This window comes from Acaryochloris sp. IP29b_bin.148 (assembly GCF_028285565.1).
Lineage (GTDB): Bacteria > Cyanobacteriota > Cyanobacteriia > Thermosynechococcales > Thermosynechococcaceae > Acaryochloris.
In genome coordinates this window covers 1-3,849 of the sequence record NZ_JANQOY010000126.1, presented here as the reverse complement: position 1 = coordinate 3,849, position 3,849 = coordinate 1, and the positions used below count along the sequence as shown (strand labels likewise).

General features: G+C 49.3%; 5 protein-coding genes and 1 tRNA gene. 3 read left to right on the top strand and 3 right to left on the bottom strand.

What is annotated here, in order from left to right; genetic code table 11:
* Positions 1 to 298 precede the first annotated feature (298 nt).
* Both Q0986_RS11795 and Q0986_RS11790 read left to right on the top strand, forming a co-directional pair.
* Positions 299 to 667 carry a DUF6464 family protein gene (locus Q0986_RS11795; RefSeq protein ID WP_299410290.1) on the top strand — a complete coding sequence of 123 codons (369 nt, stop codon included), beginning with the start codon at positions 299 to 301 and terminating at the stop codon, positions 665 to 667.
* A gap of 75 nt (positions 668 to 742) precedes the next feature.
* The gene (locus Q0986_RS11790; RefSeq protein ID WP_299410288.1) at positions 743 to 1,132 is read left to right on the top strand and encodes an MAPEG family protein; all 390 of its coding nucleotides are present in this window, start codon (positions 743 to 745) and stop codon (positions 1,130 to 1,132) included.
* 12 nt (positions 1,133 to 1,144) lie between these two features.
* Here the strand turns inward: Q0986_RS11790 and Q0986_RS11785 are convergent, their stop codons facing one another.
* Both Q0986_RS11785 and Q0986_RS11780 read right to left on the bottom strand, forming a co-directional pair.
* On the bottom strand, positions 1,145 to 1,921 hold the full coding sequence (locus Q0986_RS11785; RefSeq protein ID WP_299410286.1) for an HAD family hydrolase: 777 nt from the start codon (positions 1,919 to 1,921) through the stop codon (positions 1,145 to 1,147).
* An 81-nt stretch (positions 1,922 to 2,002) separates the two neighbouring features.
* Positions 2,003 to 2,074, bottom strand: a tRNA-Gln gene (locus Q0986_RS11780).
* A gap of 145 nt (positions 2,075 to 2,219) precedes the next feature.
* Here Q0986_RS11780 and Q0986_RS11775 point away from each other — a divergent pair.
* Positions 2,220 to 2,843, top strand: coding sequence for a class I SAM-dependent methyltransferase (locus Q0986_RS11775; protein ID WP_299410283.1), 624 nt, complete (start codon positions 2,220 to 2,222; stop codon positions 2,841 to 2,843).
* Between the two features lie 57 nt (positions 2,844 to 2,900).
* Here Q0986_RS11775 and Q0986_RS11770 read toward each other — a convergent pair whose 3' ends face one another.
* Positions 2,901 to 3,533, bottom strand: a complete 633-nt coding sequence (locus tag Q0986_RS11770) for a thylakoid membrane photosystem I accumulation factor (RefSeq protein ID WP_299410280.1) — start codon at positions 3,531 to 3,533, stop codon at positions 2,901 to 2,903.
* Positions 3,534 to 3,849: the final 316 nt, after the last annotated feature.

The following is a 3,849-nucleotide window of genomic DNA, read 5'->3' as shown; positions in this document are numbered from 1 at the left end:
GTTTTGGGGATGCCGACTAGCGGAAACATGGCTCAATATGCTGTTGAAAGGCTTAAGGTGGTTCTAGCACGGATCAACTATTAACCTTCCAAGTCGTGTTAGAAAACAATTTTGCAGGATCAGTTCATCTCGAATATCCTGAAACATCAAAGAATCTGCAGAAGTTTCGGTTAGCTGCTAGATACTGTCTTCAACCTGTTCTATTAATTAGCAACTTCTTTTAGAAAAGACTGCAATAGAGGCATCCACCTTGAGTTAGGCGAGTTGAGGATGTACGTTAACATAAATAGACCGCCAAATGCCGGATATGGAGCAAGCCAATATCCTTACTGAAATCCATCTCTGTCAACCCCCACGATCCTTGGGATATGTTCATCTAGAGGGTGTTCCCCAGCCTGGCTCCCCTGTGGAATTAGAGGGCCAGCAGTACACTATACTGGAACGCCGTCATCGCTATCGGCTCCAAGCTAATCACTATCAGCTCCATCACATCGCCTTGTACGTCCAACCCCTTATCTCTAGCGAGCTTAATCCAGCCGGGGGAGTGGGTGATGTTAACTGTCAATACAATGCTCAGTCCGCATTACTACGCTGTGCCATTAATCCAGATGGTCCCTGCCAGGACTGTATGTTCTTTGTGCCCAAACCGAGCGAACCCGCATCTTAATCTTCGGTTAGGGGGGCGATCGCTGATCATCCCGCTGAGTTCTTAACCTGTCCACCACAAAAAGGAAGTATATCCATGTCACCTTGGCCCGCCTTAGTCAGTCTCCTCGCCTTGTTGCTGTATTTTGTGGTTACGATCAATGTCGGTCGCGCCCGTGCAAAGTATGGAATTCCTGCTCCTCAGATGTCTGGGAATCCTGATTTTGAACGAGTGCTGAGAGTTCAGCAAAATATGCTGGAGCAATTAATTTTTTTCTTACCCGCCCTGTGGATCTTTTGCCTCTATCTCAACCCAATTTGGGGATCGGGTTTAGGACTGTTATGGGTGATAGGGCGTACCCTCTATGCTTGGGGCTATTATCAAGCGGCTGAGAAACGGGGACCTGGCTTTGCGATCGCATCTCTCAGTAGCTTAGGGTTGCTCCTTGCAGGGCTAGCGGGGGTTGTGAAAGCTTTAATCGCCTGATTGGTAATCCTTCTATACCATCCAAGTCGATAGCGGTTGGCAAAACACCTCCAGGTCCAAGAGGTGGATATGAGGAGCGTTCTGGGCCAGGTTGCGATCGCGCGCCGTATTGTATCCCCACGCTCCCAGAAACAAGCCCACCCCTGCCAGATCGGACTGTTGGTGAACCTGCTCTAGGGCGGCTAATCGATCCTCTACAAACCAGATCGGACCCGGCACCTCTGGCTTCAACAGCCGTAACGTCTCATATTTGGGACGGCGGCAATCCTTGCCATAAATGCGATTGCGGGACAACGCCACACCGGCATCCGTAAGCAATGTATAAATAAATCGACTTTCTTTGGTACTGATAATCATCAGTTCCAGATCCTGGCTGAGCCGTTGGAGCTGGGAAATCACGCCAGGATAAAACGTATGCAATGCCAACCAGCTTTGAAGATCCGTGGCAATCCAGTGATCGCGCACGCCATCGACCTGCTGACTTAAGCTTTTCCGATCCAGATCTTCCTCGGCAACAATGCGATCGCGAATCGCTGCCCAGTCTGCTAAGACCTGCGATTCCGAAAACCCCTTCAAAATCGCGCGTAGCAGCACCGGCATTTCCCAACCCGTCTCAATAACCGGACGCAGACGATAGAACTGCTCAGCTAATCCTGGTGGTGGCTCAGGGGTTGAGGTGGGCCACACCCGACCATAGGCTCGCCAGGTGGTGAGAAAGTATTCCTGTAAGCCATTGCAAAGAACACCATCAAAATCCAGGGCTAGGGTACGGGGTAGGGACAAGCTCATGACCGTAAATGAATCAAGCCGCCAGCATCGATATAGGGAAAGCGTTTGCTTTTCCTGTATGGATTGGCGATATCTCAAAAACTGGGGCGGAAGGATTCGAACCTCCGAATGCCTGGACCAAAACCAGGTGCCTTACCGCTTGGCGACGCCCCAACGTGAAGATACTTTTTTCAGGCTCGAATATCTTAGCAGTTTGCTTCCCCAGGCTGTCAACCTTTATCAACGACTTTCCTGAAAAAAAGTGCTAACGAATCGATCGTCCTTGCTAGGATGACCATAAATAAACGCTGATCTAACAATGACCCCTGATGTTCTCGCCGCTAAAACCCGAGTCTTTGATCGATGGGCTCCCAATTACGACTGGTTATTCACGACGGTGTTTTATCAAGCCGTTCATCAACGGTTACTGAGCTATGTGCACTTACCCAGCGATTCGCCCGCTGCTGTTTTAGATATGGGTTGTGGAACCGGAAAGCTTCTTAACCGCTTAGCGTCTCAATATCCTCAGTTACAGGGGACCGGACTGGATCTATCGCCAGAAATGCTGCGACAGGCTCGCTCTCATAACGGCCATCGCCCCCGTTTAATTTTTGTGCAAGGAGCCAGTGAGGCAATGCCCTTTGCTGATCATCAGTTTCGGGCTGCCTTTAGCACCATCAGTTTTTTGCATTATCCCGATCCCCAACAGGTTTTTAAGGAAATTGGTCGTATTCTCCAGCCCGAGGGTCAATTTTATTTGGTGGACTACACCCCCTTCTTTGGACTCGGTACCCGGCAAAATATGGCGGGTCTAGGGGGTCCCATGCATTTTTATAGTTCCCAACAGCGGGAGAATCTAGCGGCTCATGCTGGCCTAATCTGTAACGCGCACCATCCACTGTTAGGCCCTGTGCTACTCTCGGTATTTCAAAAGCCCGTTTAGACTGCGATCGCAGATCTTACGAATCAATTTTAGCGACTAGAGAACAGCCCGTTCGAATCACTCTTGTTCTGCGTCTTGCAGCCCTCTTAATGCTTCACCAAAGAAGGTCTGATCAGCTGAGGGAGAAGGCGAAAACAAGGGGCGATCCAGCACCAAGGGTTCGGTTCTGGGCTCTAATCCCAACAGGTCTCTCACGGGTCCATCTAACGCTTCAAAACTCATCTTGCCATTCTGATCCAAAACGGCTTGACCTACGGCATCCACCAACACAAACTGGGGCACAAACTGACCGTTATAGTAATACCGAGCATCTGTAGGGTCATAGCTGCGCCCAGTATCAATGGCATCGACCATCAATGGCATCAGGTTTAGCTGCCGTTTGTACTCCGCTTGCAGCTGCGTCAAGACCAAAGCGTTTTGTTTACACTCTTGGCTATCATCAGCATAAAACATAATCAGCGTGGGCATTTCTTTCCTCATCGCTGCTGCTAAATTGACTTTCGGTGGGATTAAGGCAGCATTACTGGCATAGAGAATGAAAATATTGCCATCGTATTCGTCGTCATTAATGCCTGCGATCGCACCTTGAGACGTCCCCAGCCCCAATAAGCACAATACTAGGATCAACAGACAAATACACCGTTGACCTATGCGTCGCCAGTTCGGACGAATGCCTATGCCAAAAAACATGATTTAAAATCCCTACCGCAGACAACGAAAACGGATAAACCTGTCAAAGCACCATAGCTTAAAACTGCACCCTAGAGTACAGCATTGCAGATCGATAGTATTACAGGCCAATCAGGCGCTGAATCTTAACTACCCAGACGTACCCGCATCATAGTATGCGAGCTATTTGGATTGCAGTAAGGCCAACACTGCTCAGCTTGAAACCATCTGCTGAATATTTTATTGATCTTTTTTAGAAGGGACGCGCTCATAACCCGGCTTCGTCTGAGTCATTTTGGCCCATAACCCCTTCACATCATTGAGGAGCGCCCCCGTT